18 protein-coding genes are annotated in these 20,544 nt (G+C 70.1%); 12 read left to right on the top strand and 6 right to left on the bottom strand.

From position 1 onward, the window contains the following. The first annotated feature begins 13 nt into the window (after positions 1-13). The 7 genes from AB0J16_RS01650 (at position 14) to AB0J16_RS01620 (ending at position 8,360) form a co-directional block, all read left to right on the top strand. The gene (locus AB0J16_RS01650) at positions 14-829 is read left to right on the top strand and encodes a GntR family transcriptional regulator (protein ID WP_358533378.1); all 816 of its coding nucleotides are present in this window, start codon (positions 14-16) and stop codon (positions 827-829) included. Beyond that, positions 826-1,830 (top strand): ABC transporter ATP-binding protein, encoded by a 1,005-nt coding sequence (locus tag AB0J16_RS01645; RefSeq protein WP_358533375.1) that lies wholly within the window; start codon positions 826-828, stop codon positions 1,828-1,830. The genes AB0J16_RS01650 and AB0J16_RS01645 overlap by 4 nt, the downstream gene beginning before the upstream one ends. Next, positions 1,827-2,843 carry an ABC transporter ATP-binding protein gene (locus AB0J16_RS01640; RefSeq protein ID WP_358533372.1) on the top strand — a complete coding sequence of 339 codons (1,017 nt, stop codon included), beginning with the start codon at positions 1,827-1,829 and terminating at the stop codon, positions 2,841-2,843. Before AB0J16_RS01645 ends, AB0J16_RS01640 begins: the two co-directional genes overlap by 4 nt. Next, positions 2,840-4,324, top strand: coding sequence for an aldehyde dehydrogenase family protein (locus tag AB0J16_RS01635; protein WP_358533369.1), 1,485 nt, complete (start codon positions 2,840-2,842; stop codon positions 4,322-4,324). Before AB0J16_RS01640 ends, AB0J16_RS01635 begins: the two co-directional genes overlap by 4 nt. Before the next feature lie 129 nt (positions 4,325-4,453). Next, positions 4,454-5,983, top strand: coding sequence for an ABC transporter substrate-binding protein (locus AB0J16_RS01630; RefSeq protein ID WP_358533367.1), 1,530 nt, complete (start codon positions 4,454-4,456; stop codon positions 5,981-5,983). Then, positions 5,980-7,077 (top strand): tartrate dehydrogenase, encoded by a 1,098-nt coding sequence (locus tag AB0J16_RS01625; protein ID WP_358533364.1) that lies wholly within the window; start codon positions 5,980-5,982, stop codon positions 7,075-7,077. The genes AB0J16_RS01630 and AB0J16_RS01625 overlap by 4 nt, the downstream gene beginning before the upstream one ends. Beyond that, positions 7,074-8,360 (top strand): amidohydrolase, encoded by a 1,287-nt coding sequence (locus AB0J16_RS01620; protein ID WP_358533361.1) that lies wholly within the window; start codon positions 7,074-7,076, stop codon positions 8,358-8,360. The genes AB0J16_RS01625 and AB0J16_RS01620 overlap by 4 nt, the downstream gene beginning before the upstream one ends. A 32-nt stretch (positions 8,361-8,392) precedes the next feature. Here the strand turns inward: AB0J16_RS01620 and AB0J16_RS01615 are convergent, their stop codons facing one another. From AB0J16_RS01615 to AB0J16_RS01605, 3 genes are all read right to left on the bottom strand, one after another. Next, positions 8,393-9,859, bottom strand: coding sequence for a protein kinase (locus AB0J16_RS01615; protein ID WP_358533358.1), 1,467 nt, complete (start codon positions 9,857-9,859; stop codon positions 8,393-8,395). Next, the gene (locus tag AB0J16_RS01610) at positions 9,846-10,817 is read right to left on the bottom strand and encodes a LacI family DNA-binding transcriptional regulator (RefSeq protein ID WP_358533355.1); all 972 of its coding nucleotides are present in this window, start codon (positions 10,815-10,817) and stop codon (positions 9,846-9,848) included. The genes AB0J16_RS01615 and AB0J16_RS01610 overlap by 14 nt, the downstream gene beginning before the upstream one ends. Before the next feature lie 174 nt (positions 10,818-10,991). Further along, positions 10,992-13,145 (bottom strand): transglycosylase domain-containing protein, encoded by a 2,154-nt coding sequence (locus AB0J16_RS01605; protein WP_358533352.1) that lies wholly within the window; start codon positions 13,143-13,145, stop codon positions 10,992-10,994. Between the two features lie 63 nt (positions 13,146-13,208). Here AB0J16_RS01605 and AB0J16_RS01600 point away from each other — a divergent pair, with 63 nt between their 5' ends. From AB0J16_RS01600 to AB0J16_RS01590, 3 genes are all read left to right on the top strand, one after another. After that, on the top strand, positions 13,209-13,847 hold the full coding sequence (locus AB0J16_RS01600; protein WP_358533349.1) for a WHG domain-containing protein: 639 nt from the start codon (positions 13,209-13,211) through the stop codon (positions 13,845-13,847). A 242-nt stretch (positions 13,848-14,089) separates the two neighbouring features. Then, positions 14,090-14,971, top strand: coding sequence for a dihydropteroate synthase (gene folP, locus AB0J16_RS01595; RefSeq protein WP_358533346.1), 882 nt, complete (start codon positions 14,090-14,092; stop codon positions 14,969-14,971). Between the two features lie 15 nt (positions 14,972-14,986). Next, positions 14,987-15,391 carry a DUF1992 domain-containing protein gene (locus AB0J16_RS01590; RefSeq protein WP_358533343.1) on the top strand — a complete coding sequence of 135 codons (405 nt, stop codon included), beginning with the start codon at positions 14,987-14,989 and terminating at the stop codon, positions 15,389-15,391. Between the two features lie 109 nt (positions 15,392-15,500). On the opposite strand, the gene AB0J16_RS01585 is transcribed toward AB0J16_RS01590, so the two are convergent. Next, positions 15,501-16,673, bottom strand: coding sequence for a glycosyltransferase family 4 protein (locus AB0J16_RS01585; RefSeq protein ID WP_358533340.1), 1,173 nt, complete (start codon positions 16,671-16,673; stop codon positions 15,501-15,503). Further along, positions 16,670-17,500, bottom strand: a complete 831-nt coding sequence (locus AB0J16_RS01580) for a sulfotransferase (protein WP_358533337.1) — start codon at positions 17,498-17,500, stop codon at positions 16,670-16,672. The genes AB0J16_RS01585 and AB0J16_RS01580 overlap by 4 nt, the downstream gene beginning before the upstream one ends. Positions 17,501-17,702: 202 nt before the next feature. On the opposite strand from AB0J16_RS01580, the gene AB0J16_RS01575 reads away from it, so the two are divergent. Then, positions 17,703-18,800 carry a sialidase family protein gene (locus tag AB0J16_RS01575; protein ID WP_358533334.1) on the top strand — a complete coding sequence of 366 codons (1,098 nt, stop codon included), beginning with the start codon at positions 17,703-17,705 and terminating at the stop codon, positions 18,798-18,800. Here the strand turns inward: AB0J16_RS01575 and AB0J16_RS01570 are convergent. Continuing rightward, complete coding sequence (locus tag AB0J16_RS01570) at positions 18,793-19,641, bottom strand: alpha/beta hydrolase (protein ID WP_358533331.1); 849 nt, start codon at positions 19,639-19,641, stop codon at positions 18,793-18,795. The two genes, AB0J16_RS01575 and AB0J16_RS01570, sit on opposite strands and share 8 nt — an antisense overlap. 142 nt (positions 19,642-19,783) lie before the next feature. Here AB0J16_RS01570 and AB0J16_RS01565 point away from each other — a divergent pair, with 142 nt between their 5' ends. Then, complete coding sequence (locus AB0J16_RS01565; RefSeq protein WP_358533328.1) at positions 19,784-20,542, top strand: IclR family transcriptional regulator; 759 nt, start codon at positions 19,784-19,786, stop codon at positions 20,540-20,542. The last annotated feature ends 2 nt before the right edge of the window (positions 20,543-20,544 follow it).

The following is a 20,544-nucleotide window of genomic DNA, read 5'->3' as shown; positions in this document are numbered from 1 at the left end:
GAGAAGCACACCCATGAGCGCTCAGACCCCGGCCCCGGCGGCCAAGACCTCGAAGCGCACGCTGACGGAGGTGGTCACCGGGCTGCTGCGTAACCGCATTCTCAGCGGGGAGTTCCCGCCCGGAACCCAGATGAACGAAGTCGAGCTCGCGGCCTCCTTCGAGGTCTCCCGCGGCCCGTTGCGCGAGGCGATGCAGCGTCTGGTACAGGAAGGTCTGCTGGTCAGCTACCCCCGTCACGGGGTCTTCGTCCCCACCTTGACCAGGGAGGACCTGGAGGACATCTTCGTCGCCCGCCAAGCGATCGAGCGGGAGGCGCTGCGCCGGGTCACCGCCCGAGGGGTCTCCGCGGGCCTGGTCGCCGACCTCGAAGTGATCGTCGCGCGGATGAAGGACGCCGCCGGCGGCGCGGACAGGAGCGCACTGGCCGCCCTGGATCTCGCCTTTCACCGGCGGCTGGTCAGCGGTGCCGGCAGCACCCGGCTGGATCGGCTGTACGGACTCATCTCCAACGAGATGCAGCTGTGCTTCCGGTTGATCGTCGACAGCTACAGCGATCGTTCCGAGTTGCCGGCCGAGCACGAGCAACTGCTGCACGTCATCGCCAGCGGTGACAAGTCCGCCGCCCTGGCACTTCTGGACCGGCACTTCGCCGAGGTCGGCGAACTCCAGGCGGCGACATCGGGCAAGCCGCACAAGCACCACCTTCGACCGCAACCGCATCACCACCAGGATCCGTTGGCGCATGAACAGATCTTTCACGAACACGCCGACGGCTACCGCCACGGAGACGACCACAAAGCCCCACCGCAACCCCGGGAGCAGCCATGAGCGCACGCCTGGAGGTCCGTGACCTGACCGTTCACGCTGGTCGGCCTGGACAAGCCCCGCCCATCCTCGACCGTGTCAGCCTGACTCTGGACCCCGGCGAGGTGCTGGCCCTGGTCGGTGAATCCGGGTCGGGCAAGAGCATGGCCGCCCACTCGATGCTGCGCATGCTGCCGACCGGGTTGCACATGCACGCCGAGGCACTGCGGCTGGGCGACCTGGACCTGCTCGCCGCCTCCTCACGAGCGTTGGACGGCATCCGCGGCCAGCGCATCTCCATGCTCTACCAGCAGCCCAAGCGCATGCTCGACCCGACCGCGACGATCGGCAGCCAGGTCGCCGAGCCACTGCGCCGGCATCTCGGCATGAGCCGGCCGGCCGCCCGCCGCCGGGTCGTGGAGTTGCTCGCCGACGTCGGGATCCCCGATCCCGAACGCCGCGCCGGTGACCATCCGCACCAGATGTCCGGCGGCATGGCCCAGCGCGTCATGATCGCCATGGCGCTGGCCACCCAGCCGGACGTCCTCATAGCCGACGAACCCACCACCGCCCTGGACGTCACCGTCCAAGCGCAGATTCTCCGTCTTATCGCCACCCTGCAGGCCGAGACCGGAATGTCGGTCCTGTTCATCTCCCACGACGTCACCACCGTCGCCTCCATCGCCGACCGCATCGCCGTCATGTACGCGGGCCGCATCGTCGAGGACGGACCGGCCGACGAGGTCATCACCACCGCCGAGCACCCTTATACCCAGGCCTTGTTGCGCTGCTCCACTCTGCAGACCGACGACACGGGCCATCTGCACGTCATCCCCGGCAACGCCACCTCGGCCCGCGCCGCCAGTAACGGCTGCCGATTCCGCCCACGCTGCGCCGTCGCGGACGGCGACGCGAAACTGGGCTCCCACTGTGACAGCGAGGAACCCGACCTCACCTGCTGCGGCACTCACCGCAACTCACGCTGCTGGGTCACCATCGACACCCGACGACAGGTTCCGGCATGAACGACCTCGCCCAGAACTCCGACATCGCCGTCATCGACCATGTCAGCAAGCACTATCCGTTGTCGCGGACCGGTTTCGGCCGCCGGCCGCACGTGCACTCCGTCGACGACGTGTCCCTGCGCATCCGGTCAGGGGAGGTGCTGGGGCTGGTCGGTGAGTCCGGCTCGGGCAAGAGCACTCTGGCTCGGCTCCTGCTCGGCCTCGTACCAGCCGACTGCGGACGGATCGACGTCGATCGGCTGAGGGTCGGCAAGTTGCGCGGCGCCCAACTGCGGCAGCTGCGCCGGTCGGCGCAGCTGGTCTTCCAGGACCCGCACTCCGCGCTGGACCCGCGCATGACGCTGTGGGAATCGCTGCTCGCCCCCCTGCAACAACACCGCATCGGTACGCCGCCGGAGCGCCTGCGGCGAGTCGCCACCGCGCTGGCGGAGGTGGGCCTGGACGACAGTTTCCTGGAGCGCCGGCCGGGTGACTGCTCCGGTGGGCAACTGCAGCGGGTGGTCATCGCCAGAGCCCTCCTGCTGGAACCCAAGCTGCTCGTCTGCGACGAGCCCGTGTCGGCCCTGGACGCCTCGGTGCAGGCGACCATCCTGAACCTGCTGGTCGATCTGCGTCGTTCGCGGGGGCTGAGCATGCTGTTCATCTCCCACGACCTGAAGGTGGTCAAGTTCCTCGCCGACCGGGTGGCGGTTCTGTATCTCGGGCAGGTCGTGGAGACAGCCACGCACGAAGGCATCTTCACCGGCGCCCTGCACCCCTACACCCTGGCGCTGCTGCATTCCGGTCGTGGACACCGCATCGACGCCGGTGCGGCGGACCAGCTGAAGGGCGAACCACCCAGCCCCGTCTCCCCGCCTTCCGGCTGCCGCTTCAACACCCGCTGTCCGCTGGCCACCGACCATTGCCGCACCGAGCCACCCGACCTCGTCGACATCGGAGACGGCCACCAGGTCCGCTGTCACCGCTCGGCGGAGACCCGGAGCCGGCTGGCAGTTGAGGAGCTCCCCGTATGAGCCTCATGACCGGACGCGCCGCCACGGCGGCCACCTGGACCCCGCCCGGCAAGGCGTACGCCGGCGGACGCTGGCGGGAAACGGCACGGCACACCGCCATCACCGACCCCGAAACCGGCGCTTTCCTCGGCGAGGTCGCCGACAGCACCGCCGCGGAGGTACGCGAGGCCGTCGACGCGCTGGTGGACACCTTTCGGGCCGGCACCGCCGACCGTACCGGCTGGCCGCTGTGGCAACGCCGGGAGGCCCTGCACCGCGCCGCCGAACTGCTGAGACAGCACGCCGAGCGGTTCACCGCCATCGTGAGCTCCGAGGGATGCAAGACCATCAGAGATGCCCGCCGGGAGGTGGCCCGGGCAGCGGAGACCTTGCAGCTTTCCGCCGGTGCGGGACACGCCCTGCAGGGCACCAGCGTGCCGTTCGAGGACACCTCCCGTGGCGCGGACCGGCTCGGGTGGAGCAGCAGGGAACCGCTCGGGGTCGTCGCCGCCATCACCCCGTTCAACGACCCGCTGAACCTCGTGGCGCACAAGGTCGGCCCGGCGCTGCTGGCCGGCAACGTCATCGCGGTCAAGCCGCACGAGGCGACGCCGCTGTCCGCGCTCGCCCTCGCCGAGTTGCTCCTTGAGGCCGGCGTTCCCGGCGACCGGATCGCCGTGCTGCCGGGCGGCCCGGCCGCAGGGCGGGAGCTGGTGTCGCACCCCGGCATCGACGTCGTCTCTTTCACCGGCGGGGTCCGCACCGCCGACGAGGTGGCCCGGCTGGCCGGCGCCCGGACCCTGCTGATGGAGCTGGGCGGATCCAACCCGGTCATCGTCGACCATGGCGTGGACCTGGCGGCAGCCGCGCGGGCCATAGCCGAAGGGGCGTTCGGGTGCGCGGGGCAGAACTGCCTGTCGGTGCAGCGGGTCTACGTGGTCGCCGAGCACTACGACGAACTGCTCAGCCACCTGACCCAGATGACCGCTCACCTGAGCGTCGGCAGCAAGCACGACGAGAGCACCGACGTCGGGCCGCTGATCGACACGGCGGCCGCGCGGCGGGTGGAGCGCCGGGTCGAGGAGGCCGTCGCCCGCGGCGCGGTCGTACGCGCGGGAGCGGTCCGTCAGGAAGCCACCTATCAGCCGACCATCCTCACCGACCTCGCCCCCGACGATCCCATCATCACCGACGAGATCTTCGGCCCCGTGGTCAGCGTGCTGCCCGTGGCCGATCTCGACGACGCCGTGACCCAGGCCAACCGCGCGGCCACCGGTCTGCAGGCCGGGGTCTTCACCCGCGACACCACCTCGGCCCTGCGCACGGCCCGCCTGCTGCGAGCCGGCGCGGTAATGATCAACGACACGTCCGACTTCCGCATCGACGCCATGCCGTTCGGCGGTTTCCACCGCAGCGGCATCGGCCGGGAAGGCGTCACCAGCGCCGTCGTGGCGATGACCGCACCCAAGGTCATCGCGGCCCGGCTGACCTCCATCAGCTGAGCTCTCTTCACTGACGAAATATCCATCGGCTCTGCCAGCCCGACCGGGACGAACAGCCCTCACCGGGTCATGTCGTGGTGCCCATTTCCCCTTGCTCTCCCCCCAACGACGTTCCGGAGGAACACCAGCATGGCCCGCACCCTCACCGCCCTCGCCGGCTTGTCGACAGGCATCGTCCTGCTCGCCGGCTGCTCGTTCGACTCAGGAAGCCCCGATGCCACCACGAGCGGCACCTCCAAGCTGGTGATCGCCGACCTGTGGGCGCCCGACTCCGGGTACGCCCTGGAGACCGACGACGCCTTCACCCTCACCCGCGCGGGCTGCCTGGAGACCTTGGTGGCCGTGGACAACGACAACCAGGCCCAGCCCGCTCTGGCGACGGAATGGAAGCAGGCGGCACCCACGTCCTGGACGTTCACCATCCGTGAGACCAAGTTCCAGAACGGCACCGCGCTCACCGCCAAGGTCGTCGCCGACGATCTCAACCGGCTGCTGAAGGCCACGGCACCGCCGCGCAGCTTCTCTCCCAGCGTCATCTCCGCGGTCACCGCCGTCGACGACCGGACCGTACGGATCGACACACCGGAAGAGGACCACTTCCTGCCGCTACGGGTCAGCGTGCCCAACACCGGGATCCTCGCCCCCGAGGCGTTCTCCGGCACCACCACCAACCCGGTCGGCACCTGCACCGGGCCGTTCAAGATCACCAGCACCGGAACGGGGCAGTCGCTGGCACTGACCGCCAACGCCGACTACTGGGGCGGGGACGTCGCCCTCGGCAGCGCCGAAATCCGCTACGCCGAGAGCGGCGCCACCCGCGCCACCCAGCTGCGTACCGGTGAGGTCTCGGTGGCCGCCAACCTCCCCGTCACCACCCTCACGACCCTGAAGGGCGACAACAAGATCACCCTTCAGCAGACGTCGCTGCCCCGCACCACCGGCCTCTACCTCAACACCCGCAAAGCCCCCTTCGACAACGTCGAGGCCCGCCGCGCGATCCAGAAGGCCATCGGACTCGACGCCATCGTCAAGGGGGTCTACGAGGGCACCGCCACCCCGGCGGCCGGACCGTTCACCCCCGACGAGCCCTGGACACCGGCCGAACTGAAGCCGGTGCAGGGAGACGCCGCGGCGGCCAAGGCCGCCATGGCCGCCGCCGGAATCGACCCCGCCTCCCTCGGCTTCGAGCTCATCGCCTACTCCGACCGGCCCGAGTTCGCCGACCTCGCCCAGGTGATCCAGGCGCAGCTGGCCGAAGCCGGCATCACCGTGAAGATCCGCACCGGGGACTACGCCTCGGTCGAGGACGACCTCATGAGCGGCAAGTTCCAGGCGACCCTGCTGTCCCGCAACCACCTCATCGACATGCCCGAGCCCATCAGCATGCTGCGCTCGGACGAGACCTGCAAGGGCAGTTTCAACCTCGCCGGATACTGCAGCCCGAAGGTCGACGGGCTGGTCAAGGAGGCCGGGAGCACCGGGGACACGACCAAGCGCCACGCCCTCTACGGTCAGATCGCCACCCAGCTGGCCGGCGACGTGGCGTTCATCCCGCTCGTCCACGAGAGCCTGACCATGGGTCTGGCGGCCGCCGTCAAGGGCCTGCCGACCGACCCGATGGAGCGAACCCTGCTGACGATGGACACGAAGCTGTCGTGACCACGACCACCCCCGAACACACCGGCCCTGGGACGACACGGCGCTACGTCATCGACGTCATCCCGGGGGACGGCATAGGCACCGAGGTCGTCCCCGCCGCCGTCCGCTGCGTCGACCACCTGGCCGGAACCTTCGGGTTCACCATCGAGTGGCGCGACCGCGCGTGGGGCTGCGACCACCACCGGGCGCACGGGCGCATGATGCCCGTCGACGGCCTCGAACGACTGGCCTCCGCCGACGCCATCCTGCTGGGCGCCGTCGGAGCGCCGGACATCCCCGATGACATCACCCTGTGGGGTCTGCTCATCCCCATCCGCCGGGAGTTCGTGCAGTACGTCAACCTGCGGCCGGTCCGATCCCTGCCCGGAATCCGCACGCCGCTGCGGTCGAATGTCCCCATCGACCTGGTCGTCGTACGCGAGAACGTCGAAGGCGAGTACAGCGAGGTCGGCGGCCGGGTCAACCGCGGCCGGCCCGGCGAGTTCGCCGTCCAGGAGGCGGTGTTCACCCGGACCGGCATCGAGCGGGTCGCCCGCTTCGCCGCCGACCTGGCCCGGCGACGCTCGGGCCGGCTGATCTCGGCGACGAAGTCGAACGGCATCATTCACACGATGCCGTTCTGGGACGAGGTGGTGGCCGAGGTGGCCGACGGCAGCGGGGTGGAGCTGGAGAAGGTCCTCATCGACGCCCTGGCCGCGCGTCTCGTGCTGCGGCCGGAGTCCGTCGACGTCATCGTCGCCTCCAATCTGTTCGGCGACATCCTGTCCGACCTCGCCGGTGCCCTGGCCGGGTCGATCGGGGTCGCGCCCAGCGCCAACCTCGACCCCACCAAGACGTACCCGTCGATGTTCGAGCCGGTGCACGGATCGGCACCCGACATCGCCGGCATGGGTATCGCCAATCCGGTCGGCACTCTGTGGGCCGCGGCCATGATGCTGGACCATCTCGGCGAACCCGCGGCCGCGGCCAGGCTCGTGTCCGCCTTCGAGCACGTCCTCCGTACGGGGACCGCCACACCCGATCTTGGCGGCACGGCGAGCACCGAGCAGTTCACGACCGCCGTCGTCCACGCCCTCGCCGGGGGAACGCCGTGAGCGCACGCTCGCGAGCTGAGGCTCGGCCGGATCCGCTGGACGCGAGCGCCGTCCGGCGTCATCTGCACCGGCGGCCCGAGATCGGCTTCCTCGAGATCGAGACCGCGGACCTGGCCTGGGACCTTCTCTCCGATCTGGGCTGGCGGCTACGCGGCGGCGGCGACCTCGTCGACGTACACGATCACCCTGGTCTGCCGAGCCGCGACGAGCTCGACGCCGCCGTCCGGCGGGCCGTCGCGCGCGGTGTGCCGGAGTCATCGGTGCGGCGCTTCCGTGACGGGAACACCGCCTTCGTCGCGGAGCTGCGGGGCGCCCGCCCGGGTCCGCTGATCGCCCTGCGGGTGGACATGGACGCCCTGCCGATCCAGGAGAGCCGCCACCGCGGCCACCACCCGGCGGCCCAGGGTTTCGACTCGACCATCGACGGCGCGATGCACGCCTGCGGACACGACGGGCACGTGGCCATCGCGTTGCGGGCCGCGGCCCTGCTGTCCGACAGGCGGTTCGCCGGCACCGTACGGCTGCTGTTCCAGCCGGCCGAGGAGGGTGTCCGCGGCGCTGCTCCCATGGTGGCCGCCGGGCTGGTCGACGACGTCGACGTCCTGCTGGCCGTCCACCTCGGTTTCGGCACCCCGGACGGGTGCGTCGCGGCCGCGACCGAGCTGTACGGGACCTCGAAGCTGCGCGCGGAGTTCACCGGCGTCGCCGCCCACGCCAGCGGAGCGCCCGAACAGGGCCGCAGCGCCCTGCTGGCGGCGGCGTCCGCCGTTCTGGGCCTGCACGCTCTGCCCCGCTACGCGACGGCGACGACCCGCGTCAACGTCGGGGCGCTGCACGCACCCGGTGCGGCGAACATCGTCAACGCCCACGCCGTTCTCGACGCCGAGGTCCGGGCGGACGCCGCCGCCGAACACGACGACCTGGAGCGGCGTGCCCGCGCTGTCCTCCACGGCGCGGCCGCCATGCACGGTGTCACCGTGGACATCACCAGAACCGGCTGGGCGACCAGCGCGACCACCGACGGCGCGATCCTCGGCAGGGTGGAAACCCTCGCCCCGAGCTGCGGTCTGCGTCTACTGCCGCCGCGTCCCTTGCGCGCGAGCGACGACGCGACGCTGTTCATGCGGCACGTCCAGGAACACGACGGACTCGCCGGATACCTGCTCATGGGTGCCGGAACATACGGACCGCATCACTCGCCGACGTTCGACCTGGACGAGGCCGTGCTGACCCCAGCCGCCGACCTCCTGGCCACGCTCATCCGATCCCTGGAGGATCCTTGAGGGAAGACCGTCCAACGTTCCGGCCGTACTCCTCATTGGGGGCCCAGCGCGATGGCGATCTCGTCGAGACGGGCCTGGAGCTGCGTTCGGCAGGACGGTGTGAGGCGGCCTTCGCGTTCGCGGTCGGCCAGCTTGCGCCTCAGCTTCGCCATGCCGGGCTCGATGGGGCCGGGGGTGTCGAGCACGCCCTGCAGCACCTGCTGGAGGTCCAGCGTGACGTCGTGATCGATGGCCCCGCACGCCGCGGCGCCCGACAGCGTTCCGTGGAAGCCGGCCACCGCCTGCCGGGCCGTACGCTCCTGGCCGGCCGACCGCTGGACGGTGTGGGTGGATGGTCCCTCGGAGACAGCCGGTCCTGTGGTGCTAGCCGGGTCCGCGGTGGCCGGCGGCAGCGCGGTGGCGGCGGGGCTCGCGGACCGCCCGGCCGTGATGGCGCCATCGCCGGACGCGCGCGGGACGGCCGTATCGCCGGGGGCTCGCGTGCCGGGGATGGTGTCGGACGCGCGCGGCGGGGTGGTGGCGGCGCCAGGGGTCTCGCTGGAGGCTCGCGGCGTGGCCGTGGTGCCGGCGGGGGGCGAGGGCGAGATGGGGAGGCGGTCGACCGGGCGGTTGAGCCACAGCACCGAGGACAGCACCATCACACCCGTCCCGGCGACGGCCAGGCCATGCCGTACCCGCCGGCCGAGCGCGGCGCCCCTGAGTGTGGCGGCCAGCGAGTCCGCGATCTCCGCCGCCGTGGGCCGCCGCGCCGGGTCGTGCGCGAGGCAGTTCCGGCACAATGAGGCGATGCCGTGCGGCACGCCGGTCACCCGGGGCGGCGGCGAGGTGCGGTGGGCGGCCTCGATCTGCTCCCAGGTGGTCTCCGGATAGGGCGTACGCCCGGTGAGCATGGCGAACAGCAGCACCCCGAGCGCGTACACGTCGACCGCCGGATGGGTGGGGGCACCGGCCAGCCGTTCGGGTGCGACGTAGGGCGGGGTGCCCCGGTCGTCGTCGGGGTCGCCGGAGGCGGCCGCGATCCCGAAGTCGAGCAGCTTCGGGCCGGACGCGGTGAGCAGCACGTTGTCGGCGGTGACGTCGCGATGGACCACGCCGCGGGCGTGTCCGTCGCGCAGCGCCCGCGCCAGCCGCAGGGCGATCGCCGCGGCCTCGGTCCAGGGCAGCGGCCCCTCGGCGATGCGCTCGCCAAGGGTGGAGCCGTCGAGCAGCGGCATCACCACGTAGGCCGCCACCTCGCCGTCCTCCGTCACGGTTTCGCCGTAGTCGTAGATGTCGATCACGTCCGGATGGAGGAACCGGGCGGCGGCGCGGGCCTCACTGCGTACGCGGACACGCTCGCCGAGCCCGGCCTGGAGCGAGGCGGTCAGCACCTTGACCGCGACCAGCCGGTGCAGCGACTGGTCGAAGGCCCGCCAGATCATCGACATGCCGCCGCGGGCGAGGGGATCCAGCAGCAGGTATCTGCGGGCCAGGACGTCACCCGGGTCAAGCCGACTCACGGATGACCAGTTCCGTGGGGAGGACTGGGTCGATGCCGGTCGTACCGGCCAGTAGTAATCGGGTGGCGACCATCGCGAGCTCCTCGACCGGTTGCCGGACCGTGGTCAGCGCCGGGACGGTACGCCGGGCGACGGGGGCGTCGTCGAAGCCGATCACCGCGACGTCCGCGGGGACCCGGCGACCGGCGCGGCGCAGAGCCTGGACCGCCCCGGCGGCCATCAGGTCGGAGGCGGCGAAGACCGCGTCGAGCCCGGGGGCGTGCCGCAGCAGCCACTGCATGGCGTGCGTGCCGGAGGCGGCCGTGAAGTCGCCGTAGGCCACGGGCACCTCCGTCGCTCCGGCGGTGCGCAGCGTACGCACCAGCCCGTCTAGCCGGTCGCGCGCCCCTGGCAGGGACGGCGGGCCGCCGATGGCGGCGATCGTCCGGCGGCCCGACAGCAGCAGGTGCTCGGCGGCCTGCCGGCCGCCGTCGTGGTTGTCCACGTCCACGTATGGCAGTTTGAGGTCGTGTGGGGGGCGGCCGACGTTCCGCACCGGTACGCCCGATGTACAGAGCTTGATGGCCAGGGGATGGCGTTCGCGGGCGCCGATGAGGAGCACCGCGCCGCCTAACTCGGGAAGCACCGACGCGGTCGGGGTCACCGTCGTCACCATGAGCTGCGTGCCGTGCTCGGCCAGTACGGCACCGGCGGCAGACAGCAGCCTGGCGTAGTAGGGCTCGGAGAATAATCGGGGCAGATGGTCGCAGACCACCGCCGTCACCCCGGCGGCCGGTCCTCTGGCCCCCGTTCCCCTGGGCGCGCGATGACGTACGTATCCCATGCGGGACACCGCGTCGTAGACCTGCCGGCGGGTCGAGGTGCTGACCCGTACGGAGCCGGTGAGGACCCTGGATGCGGTCGCGGGCGATACCCCCGCTTCGGCCGCTACCTGTGCCAGTGTGGGCTGCTCAGACATGGGAGCACCTCGCGGAAAAGATCCTGGGAGCGCTCCCACGTTACCAATGTTTCGCCGCTGTTAACAGGGCGATTTGACAGTGTTGTCAGCACGAGACCCGCGAGCACGGCGTGCTCGCGGGTCTCGGAACGCTGGACCGGCTGGTCGGTCTCGGAACGCGGAACGCTGGACCGGCTAGTGGGGGAGCGTGTTGTCGATGATGGGCTCGTCGTCGTTGGGGCCCGTGTCGTTCTGCTCGTCGTCGGTCGGCGTCCGTACGGGAGCGCAGCCCTGACCGCAGCCGCCGAAGCGGGCGGAGTTGATCGGCGTGAACGAGGTGGGCTCGGTGTCCTTCAGCGCCGCCAGCATGGTGTCCTTCCAGATCGGCCCCGGCACGCTCGCGCCGAACACCGAGCCGAAGTAGCGGCCGCCGATGGTGATGTTGTTGAGCTTGTATTTCTGGGAGCCCCGGATGTCGCCGATGCTCACCGCGCCGGCCAGGTCGGGTGTGAACCCGGCGAACCAGGCGGTGGCCTGGTTGTCGGTGGTACCGGTCTTACCCGCGGCGTCCCGGCCGATGCCGCCGACGCCCCGCATCGTGCCCTTGGTGAACACCCCGCTCAGGACGTTCGCCGCAGCGTCCGCGACCTCGGGGTCGAGGCCGGCCGCCTGGTTGCAGTTGGGGTTGTACTTGGTGACCTTGCCGTCGCGGTCGGTGATCTGGGTGATGGCCATTGGCGTGCAGTACTTGCCGCGCGCCGCGATGGCGGCGTAGGCGTTGGCGACCGTGATCGGGTCCATCTCATTGATGCCGAGCGTGAAGGTCTCGTATTCCTGCAGCCTGCCGCCGTCGGCCCGCTTGATGCCGAGCGACTGGGCGGTCTTGATGGTGTCGCAGAGGCCGACGCGCTGCTCCAGCGTCAGGAAGAAGGTGTTGACCGAGCCCCAGGTGCCGGTCTGCAGCGTCTTGAAGCCGCCGCCGCCCTCGTCGTTGGTGACGGTGTGCGACGGGTCACCGATGTTCTCGCCCTTGCAGTTCTTGAAGGAGGAGTAGTAGGGGGCCCGGTAGCCGCTGCCCACGGTGAAGCCGTCGTTGATCTTCATGCCCTCCTTGAGGGCGGTGATCAGCGTGAACGTCTTGAAGGTCGAGCCGGGCTGGAAGCCGGTGCCGCCGCCGTGGGCCGCGTCGGCCGCCACGTTGAGCGACAGTTGGTGCTTCCGCTTGGACGTGCCGTATGGCCTGCTGACCGCCATCGCCTTGATCGCCCCGGTGCCCGGCTGGATCAGGGCCTCGCTGGCGATCGGGTTGTCGGTGGCGAAGACGTGCTTCTTGATGGCCTTGTCGGCCGCCGCCTGCATCTTGGGGTCGAGCGTGGTCTTGACCTTCAGGCCGCCCCGGCTGAGCAGCGCGGCGCGGATCTTCGGCGTCTTGCCGAAGAGCTTGCTCTTGGTGATCTCGTTGCGTACGTACACGCAGAAGTATGGGTATTTGCTGGACTCGCAGCCGCCGGGCAGCGGGGTGCCCTTGTAGCCGAGCTTCTTGGCCTTGGCCTCCTTGGCCTCTTCCGGGGTGATCTTGCCGAGTTCGGCCATCCGGTTGAGTACGGTGTCGCGGCGGACCACCAGGCGATCCCGGAACTTCTTGCCGAGATTGGGGTCGGTCGAGTTGGGGTCCTGCACGGCGCCCGCCAGAGTGGCCGCCTGCGCCAGGCTGAGCTCGGAGGCGTGTACGCCGAAGAACCGCAGAGCCGCGGCCTCCACCCCGTAGGCACTCGCGCCGAAGTAGGCGATGTTCAGGTACTTCTCAAGGATCTGGTCCTTGGTGTACTTCTCCTCGACGGCCATCGCATAACGCAGCTCGTTGAGCTTGCGCGCGTAGGTGGCCTCCAGCGCCTTGTTCTTGTCCTCTTCGGTGGTGGCGTTGTTGAGCAGCACCTGCTTGACGTACTGCTGGGTGATGCTGGAGCCGCCCTGCGCCACCCGGCCCGTGCCCAGGTTCTTCGCCAGCGCGCGGACCGTGCCCTCGATGTCGATCGGGCCGTGCTCGTAGAACCGGTAGTCCTCGATCGAGATGATGGCTTTCTTCATGAGGTCGCCCATGTCGGCCAACGGGATGACCTTGCGGTACTGCTCGTAGAACTGCGCGATCTGGTTGCCCTTGGCGTCGAGGATCGCGGTCATCTCGGCCGGCGGCTCCTCGCGGAGATCTGTCGCCTTGAGATTCAGCTCGGCGGAAGCGGTCTTGAACAGCGCCCCCGCGCCGCCCACGGCAGGCAGGGCGATAGCGGCCACCAGCACACCCGCAGCCGCTCCCGCTCCGGCAAGACGCGCGATACTCCTGGTGATCACGTCAGCTTCCCCCCTATTGGTTATAGGATTAATCCTATAGCCGTTAGGGTTGCGGGGCGGACGATGCGTAAGAGACTAACGCGGCAGACGACGATAGATGGGGCGATCGCCTATGCCGATGAGCACGGCATCGACGCCCTGTCCATCAGCGCCCTGGCCCGCCATCTGGGTGTGGCCGCGCCCAGCCTGTACGTCCACCTGCCCGGCGGGCTGCGTGACCTTCGGATCGCCCTGTCCGTCAAGGGACATCGCGACCTCGCCGAACACTGCCGCCGCGCCGCCACCGGCCGCTCGGGAGCCGACGCCTTAAGAGCGCTGGCCCACGCCCAGCGAGCATACGCGCGCGAGCATCCTTCCCTGTACGCGGCCACGCACTTCGCGGTGGACGGCTTCGACGACGAGGAAGTACGCAGTGCCGCGGACGAGGCGGCGGCCGTCACCGTCGACGTCCTGGCCGTCGGCTCGCTGACCGGAGCCGCCCTGGTGCACGCCGCCCGCGGCATCCGCAGCGCGGTCCAGGGGTTCTGCGCGCTGGAGTCGGCCGGGGTGTTCGCGCTGCGCGTCTCGCTGGACGACAGCTTCGCCTGGCTGGTGGACGCGCTGGTGACCAAGGCCATGGGGGCCACCGCGCTGTCCACAGGAGCCGCCGCGCTGTCCACGGGGGCCACCGCCGTTTGGGAGAGTGGGCCTCGGCCAACCTGATGGGAGCGGCGGTGACGCCCCTCGTCGCGCGCCCCCTGCCAGGAGAGTTTGGTGTGATCAGGGGGCCTTTGTCGAGCATTTCGAAGATTCTGAAAGCGCCCGCCCCCCGTGAGCCGGACCCAGGTCGGCGTGTGACAGCCGAGGCTCGATACTGGGGAGATGGTGATGGACGCGGCGCTCGTGGCCCGGCTGTTCGACGGGTCCATCGATCGCTGGGCGAATCTCCTGGAGAGTGCATCAACGTGAGCGACATCCTCTTCCCCGTCCGGCGCATCGGCCGCCGCGAGTTCGACTTCGCGCGCCAGGTGGCCATCATGGCGATCGTCAACAGGACACCCAACTCCTTCCACGACAAGGGCCGGACGTTCGAGCTCGACAGGGCCGTCGAGGCGGCGCGGGCCGCCGTCGCGGCCGGCGCCGACTGGGTGGACGTCGGCGGGTTCGCGTTCAGCGCCGATCAGGACGGCATCAGCGTCGGCGAGGAGGTCGACCGGGTGGTCCCCGTCATCGCCGAGATCCGGAAGGTGACGGACGCCGTCATCTCGGTCGACACCCACCGCGCCGACGTGGCGAAGGCGGCCCTGGCGGCCGGCGCCGAGGTCATCAACGACACCAACGGCCTGCGCGAGCCCGGCATGGCCGCGGTCGCGGCGGAGAGCGGCGCGACCGTGATCGTGACCCACAGCCTCGGCGGCCCCGGGAAGGCGGTCGTCCGGCCGGTGTACGGCGACGTCGTGACGGAGGTCGCCGACTTCCTGCGCGAGCGGGTCCGGTTCGTGCTCGACTCCGGCATCCCCGCCGAGCGGATCATCATCGACCCCGGCCACGACCTGAACAAGAACACCTTCCACTCGCTGGAGCTCATGCGCAGGCTCGACGAGATCACCTCGATCGGCTACCCGACCCTGGTCGCCCTGTCGAACAAGGACTTCATCGGAGAGACCCTCGATCGCCCGCAGCGCGAGCGGACGGAAGGCACGATCGCCGCGAACGTGACCGCCGTCCTGAAGGGCGCCCGGATCCTCCGCGTGCACGACGTGCCCTCGACGGTCGCGGCCGTACGGATGACCGAAGCCATGCTCGGCTGGAGAGCGCCGATCGCGCCTCGGCATAATCTTGGGTGAGGAGAGGGGCCGCGGATGACTGAGCGCAAACCGGGTGGGATGAGCTTCGAGTCATGGATCGACCGGCAGATCCGTGAGGCGACGGAGCGCGGCGAGTTCGACAACCTGCCAGGCGCCGGCAAGCCGCTTCCAGACCTCGACAAGCCGTACGACGAGATGTGGTGGATCAAGCAGAAGGTGCGCAGCGAGGGCCTGTCGATGCCGCTGCCGCCGACGCTCGCCCTGCGCAAGGACGCCCAGGAGGCGCGCGCCGAGGCCGTGGGCGCCAGGTCGGAGGCCGAGGCGCGGCGGATCATCGAGGAGATCAACGCGCGGATCCGCGAGGCGATCAGGACCGGGCTGCAGGGCCCGCCGCTCAACCTGATGCCGTACGACGTCGAGCGCGTCATCTCCGAATGGCGCGACCACCAGGGCCGCTGACCCCAGCCACATCCCCCCGAAGGGGGTATCACCCCTATAAGGACCCCAGCCACGACGGACCGTCACAGAGATCGAGGCGGGTCCCTGTGGAGGGCTCTTCGTCACCGCACTACCGGGTCCAATAGCTGTCGATGATGGGCTCGCGGCTCAGCAGCTCCGCGAACAGGTCCTCCCACAGCGGCATCACCGAGTCGGCGTGGTAGTTGGCGGCCGTCCGTTTGGCCGCCGCCCCCATCCGCACCCGCAGCGCCTTGTCCGACATCAGCCGGTCGAGCGCGTCGGCCAGCCCGGCGACGTCCCCGGCCGGCACCAGCAGCCCGTCCTTGCCCGGGGTGAGCACATCGGCGGGCCCGGTGGGGCAGTCGAACGCGGCGATCGGCAACCCCTGCCCCATCGCCTCGATCATCACCATCGGCAGCCCCTCGAAGCGGGACGAGAGCGCATAGATCGACGCCCCGGCCAGCTTCTCCTCCAGGCGGTCCGTACGGCCCATCAACTGCACCCGGTCCTCCAGGCCGAGCTCGGCGATGAGCGCGTTGAGCTCGGCCTTCCTGGGGCCGCCGCCGTACACGCGCAGCCGCCAGTCCGGATGCCGCCGCGCCGCCTGCTGGAACGCCGGGATCAGCAGGTCGAAGCCCTTCTGCTTGACCAGCCGCCCGGCCGCCACCACGACCGGGTTCACCTGCTTGGAGACCGGCCCCGACCCGTGCAGCGCGTTGGGGATGCGCACGATGGGCGTGTCAGGCAGGAGGATGCGGTATTCGATCTGGTTCTTCGTGGTCAGCACGACGACCGCGTCGAAGCGGCCGTAGTAGCGGGCGATGTCCTGGGTGATCGTCTCGGGGTAGGCGCCCACGTTCATGTGGTCCTGGGCGACGCAGATGACGCTCTTGGGAGTACGGCGGGCGGCGATCAGGTTGAGCGCGGGCCGGGTCGTGACCAGGATGCCGCCTTCGAGGCGCGAGACATAGTCGATGACCGCCCTCTCCACCCGTTCGGTGAAGTAGTCGGCGGCGAACTCCCCGAAGGGCACGATCTTGCCGCGCATCCTCCGCCACAGCTTGCGGCCCAGCGAGTCGACCGGCACACCGGCGCGCTGGTCGGCCAGCGGAACCAGCCTCACGCGGGGATCGATGGGGAACTGGGGCTTGTCGCGCCGTCGTACGGCGCTGGCGATCTCCACCTCGTGACCGAGCGCGACCATCGCGTTGGCCTGGTTGATGACGGTACGGATTGTCCCGCCCTGCCCATAGGCATGCAGCAGCAGATATCGGATCTTCATGAGTATCCCCAGCTCCGGCACATGGCCCGGAGCATCTCGGGCACCTCCTCAGGTGTGGGAAGTTCGCGGCCCGGCTGCACGCTGCCGGAGCGGATCTTGTCTCGCCAGTCGCCGAGCCCCTTGGTGAGCACGTCAGGCCGGCCGTACGCGAGCATCTCCGGCTCCCAGGGGACGCCCAGGAACTCGCAGACGGCTCTCGTCTCGCGCTCGGGGTCGGCGGTCAGGTCCTCGTAGCGCACGGTCAGGCCGGTGTGCGCCTTCCTGGCCCGCTGGACCGCCTTCATGTAGCGCAGCGCGTCGGCCGCCGCCGCTTCGCGGTCGCGCTTGTCCGGGGCGGCCTCGTGCCAGGAGGCGGCGATGGAGGCCGGGTGGCGCAGCAGGAAGACGAAGCGCGCGTCGGGCCAGCAGGTGGCGATGCGCTCGTGGGCGAAGGCGTTGGCCGGGGTCTTGTCCACGATGTGCCGCTTGCCGCTGCGGACCAGTTCGCGGTGGAGCACCCGGTCCCAGAGCAGGTGTTCCAGATCGGCCCGGTTGTGGCCGAGCGCCGCCATCGACCGCTCCGCCAGCGACGTCCCGAACTCGACCCCGAGCCTGCGCACATGCAGCTCGTGCGGGGCGTGGACCAGGGAGTGGGCGTCGAGCATCGTGCGCAGCAGGGTGGAGCCCGATCTGACGGGCGACAGGATGAACACCGGCTCACTCAACAGCCTGTCGGCGGGGTCGGCAGGTGGCCTTGCCGGGCTCTCCGGAGCCGCCTTGCTGACCCGCGAGAACTGGACGCCGGCATATTTGCCGAGCGCCTTGTTGATCTTGTGCTGCCAGGTCATGCGCTTGGAGGTTACCCAGCGTTCCTGGCAATTCGCTGGCAGCGGACAATCGGCGCGGGTCAGGTGAAGAGGGAGTTAACGCTGGTGCAGCAGCGGATGATCGCCTGCGGGCGGGGAGGTGAGCGGGATCCGGCGACCGTACGTACTCGCCATAAAGTCGCATCCATAAAGTCGCATCCGCAGGCGGACGAGGAGGAACCCGATGGCGCACGGCTACCCCACATCGGTGCCCTACCGGGCGGGCACCGACGGTTACCACACCTTCCGCATCCCGGCGGCGGTGGTGACCGGGGCCGGCACGATCCTGGCCTTCGCCGAGGGGCGGCGCGGCTCGGCCGGCGACTCGGGACACATCGACATCGTGCTCAAGAGGTCGACCGACGGCGGTGCCACGTGGGACGGGCCGCGTGTGGTCGCCGCCGAACCGCACAAGGGCACCGCGGGCAACCCGGCCCCCATCGTGACCCGCGACGGCCGGATCGTCCTGGTGTACGTGCGCAACGGCCCCGCCGCCACCGAGGACAAGATCAGGCGCGGGCAGGTCGCCGCCGCCGACGGCCGCCGCGTGTACGTGCAGGCGAGCGACGACGACGGCGTCACCTGGTCGGCGCCCCGCGAGATCACCGCGAGCGCGAAGCGGCCCGAGTGGCGCTGGTACGCCACCGGCCCCGGCCACGCGGTCGAGCTGCGGCAGGGGCCGCACGCGGGCCGCCTCGTCGTACCCGCCAACCACTCGGTGCCCCCGACCGGTCGCGACAACGGCACGGAGGGCAAGTACAACGGCGGCCACTGCCTGCTGAGCGACGACGGCGGCACCTCGTGGCGCATCGGGTACGTCGACGGCAACCCCGACGGCTACCTCAACATCAACGAGTCCACGGCCACCGAACTGCCGGACGGCCGCCTCTACGTCAACTCCCGCACCGACTCCACCGCTCCCGGCAACCGGGCCGACGCCTACTCGGCCGACGGCGGGCAGACGCTCGAAGCGCCGTTCCGCCCGCAGGCCGATCTGGTCTGCCCGGTCGTGGAGGGCAGTGTGCTGCAGTGCGAGACGCCGGACGTCCTGCTGTTCTCCGCCCCGGGGGCGCCCGACGCCAGGGCGGTGATGACGGTACGGGCCAGCGCGGACGGCGGCGTCACGTGGCGGCCCGTGCACACGGTGTCGGGCCTGCCCGCGGCCTACTCGGACCTGGTCAGGGTGGACGCGGACACGGTCGGGCTGTTGTACGAGACAGGTGACACCAGCGCCTACTCCACCATCGCCTTCCGCCGCGTCCCCATCGCCGAGCTCAGCTGATCCGGCTCTCCAGCCAGGGCCGCAGGATCGGCAGGACGTTGGCCACCTGCATCGCCCGAATGTGGTCGAGGCCGTCGAGCACGCGCACGTCCCAGCCGAACGATTCGAGCTCGGCCCGCCGGTTGACCATCGGCCCGGCGATGTCCACGTCCACGCCGCCCCACCGCTCGCCGTACTCGATCTTGTCGGCCGAGCCCGCGAAGCACAGGCGCGGGCAGCTCAGGCTCGCCTGCGCCGCCTGGTCGTCGAACTCCTGCAGACCCTCGTAGAGCGTGACGAACTGCCTGGTCTGGGCCTCCGTCATGGTGACCTCGGCGGAGTCCCAGTCGTACTCGTCGGCCTTGGTGCCCTCGGTCTTGGGCTGGGGGGCGGGGTCCTGGCCGGACATCTCGTAGGTGGCCATGGTCACGCTGAGCATCTCCGCGTACGGCCCGTCGAGCGGCGGGTAGCCGCCCATGACGAGCGCCGAGAGCCGGTCGGTCCTGATCGCCAGCTGCAACCCGCTGAGCGCGAGCCACGAGTAGCCGTAATAGGCGAACCGGTCGGCGTCCACGGCGTCGGCGACGGCGAGCAGGTCGGCGGCGATGTTGGCCGGGGTCAGCGTGTCCGGCTTGGGGGTGGCCAGGACGTGGCCCTCGTAGTCGAAGGCGACGACCCTGAACGCGTCTGACAGCCCGTCGATGAGGTTGCGGCCGAGCGCCGGGTCGACGCCCCATTTGCGCATGTCGTCGGCCTTGGTGCCTTCGATCGGCACCGGGTTGACCGGTAGTAGCACTGTCGGGCCCTGGCCGTGCACCTCCAGGTGGATCGTGCTTCCGTCGTGCAGTTTGGCCTCGGTCATCAAGGATCTCCTTCTAACTCCATACGCTGTAAACCAATCATCCACACAATAGCTTATGCCGTAAAGAGTTGAGCATGGCGACTAGCCAATTTTCCGCAGTACGCGATAGCATTCCATTATTCGGAATACGCTAGGAGAATCCATGGCCGAGGCCCAGTCGCCGGTGGGCAGCGTCGACCGCGCCCTGCTGATCCTTCAGGAGATCGGCAAGCACAGCCGAGGGGTGACGCTCGACGAGCTGGCCACCCGGCTCGGCCTGCCCAAGAGCTCGCTCCACCGGTTGCTCGGCGCGCTCAAGCATCGCGGCTTCGCCGCGCAGCCGGAACCCAGCGGGCCCTACTTCCTGGGCACCGAGATGCTCGCCACAGCCTTCAGATTCTACGAAACCATGGACCTGCGCACGCTGGTGCGCCCGCTGCTGCTGCGGCTGAGCGAGGAGTTCGCCGAGACCGTGCACATGGCCATGCTGGACGGCGGCGAGGTCGTCTACCTGGACAAGGTCGAGGCGGTGCGGTCCATCACGATGACCTCCGTGGTCGGCGGGCGCAACGCGGCCCACTGCACGGGCGTGGGCAAGGCACTGCTGGCCTGGACCTACCCGACCGACGAGGCGATCAAGGCCTGGGCCGATCGCTACGGCCCGCTCGCGACCAGGACCCGCAACACGATCACGAACCCGGCCAAGCTGGCCACCCACCTGGACCAGGTCCGGCAGCGCGGCTACGCGCTCGACATGGAGGAGAACGAACCCGGCGTGCGCTGCGTGTCCGCCCCGGTCTTCCTGGGGCGGACGGCTCCCGTCGCCGCGGTGAGCGTGACCGCGATCAAGGACAGGATGTCACCGGCCCGGATGGAAGAGGTGGGCCACAACCTGCGGCGGGCGGTCGCGGAGCAGGGCTGACC

The sequence above is a fragment of the Nonomuraea sp. NPDC049750 genome, from assembly GCF_040659625.1.
In the GTDB taxonomy this organism is placed as follows: Bacteria; Actinomycetota; Actinomycetes; order Streptosporangiales; family Streptosporangiaceae; genus Nonomuraea.
The sequence above is the reverse complement of the archived record's forward strand: the minus strand, read 5'-3'. Positions and strand labels throughout refer to the sequence as shown.